At 65.0% G+C, this 1,237-nt stretch carries 1 protein-coding gene; it reads right to left on the reverse strand.

What is annotated here, in order from left to right; translation table 11 throughout:
- Positions 1-27: 27 nt before the first annotated feature.
- Positions 28-1,023: a Bug family tripartite tricarboxylate transporter substrate binding protein gene (locus tag P3W85_RS37670; protein ID WP_276268537.1), complete on the reverse strand. Its 996-nt coding sequence runs from the start codon at positions 1,021-1,023 to the stop codon at positions 28-30.
- Between the last annotated feature and the right edge of the window lie 214 nt (positions 1,024-1,237).

Genomic DNA, 1,237 nt, shown 5'->3' on the forward strand with positions numbered 1-1,237 from the left:
TAAGATAAAAAATAGCCAACTGTTTTCCTAATCCCCCGTATAACCTGACACCTTAACCACCGGCCCCCACCTCCCCGCATCCGCAGCCAAAACCTTCCCAAACTGCTCCGCGCTCCCGGTCTGCGGCTCCAGCCCAAGCTTCAGGAACCGCTCCCGCAAGTCCTGCGACTGCACCGCATGCACGATCGCTGCATTCAGCCTGTCGATGGTTGCCTTCGGCACGCCGGCGGGCGCCAGGAACCCATACCGGCCGAGGCCTTCGATATCTTTATAGCCAAGCTCGCTGAACGTAGGCACATCCGGCAGGGCCATCGACCGGTGCGTCCCCGAACTCGCCAGCACGCGGATCTTTCCCGCACGGTGCATCTCGGTAAGGTCCGCCAGCGTATCGACCGAGGCCGGCACCTGCCCGCCCACCAGGGCATTCATCAGCGGCGCGGAGCCATTGAACGGGACATGCAGCATTTCCACGCCGACCTGCTTGCCGAACAGCAGGCCAAAGAAGTGCGGAATGCTGCCAAGCGCCGGCGATGCGTAGGAGTTGTTGCGGGCGGGATTGGTCTTGAGCCAGTCGATGTATTCCTTGAGCGTTTTCGCCGGGGTGCCGGGGCCTGTCGCCAGGGCCAGCTGGAAGTTGGCGGTTTGCGCCACCGGGGTGAAGTCGCGCTGGATGTCGTAGTTCAGCTTGCGGTAGACCAGCGGGGCGATGGTCATCACGGCCGAGTTGGCTACCACCAGCGTATTGCCGTCGGCGGGCAGGGTACGGGCGTAGTCCATCACCAGCCGGCCGCCGGCGCCGGGCTTGTTCTCGATCACGACCGTCTGCTTGAGTTCTTCGCGCAGCTTGTCTCCGATCAGGCGTGCGGCCAGGTCGGCGGTGCCGCCGGCGGGATAGCCCACCAGGATGCGCAACGGACGGTCGTTCTGGGCGATCGCCGGCGCGCTGGCCAGGGCGGTGGCGGCCAGGGCGGCCACGGTGGCGAAGGTGGGGACTAGCGCGCGCAGCAGTTTGGCGGGTTTCAAGGTTTCTCCTGTTTGGTTCGGCATCGGCTCGGGCGGGGCATCGTCCCGCGGGAAGCCGGCCAATTTATCGATACGGTCCGGTGGCGCCAAAGAAGCATTGCGCGGATCGATCTGCGGGTTTTGACTGTCGCTGCCGAATGCCGGACCGCACCCCGGCGGATGCCCTTGCCGCACGCTGCGCCAGTTCTCTTGCCGCGGCACAGACGCTAACACC

This window comes from Cupriavidus basilensis, from assembly GCF_029335485.1.
GTDB classification, from domain to species: domain Bacteria; phylum Pseudomonadota; class Gammaproteobacteria; order Burkholderiales; family Burkholderiaceae; genus Cupriavidus; species Cupriavidus basilensis_E.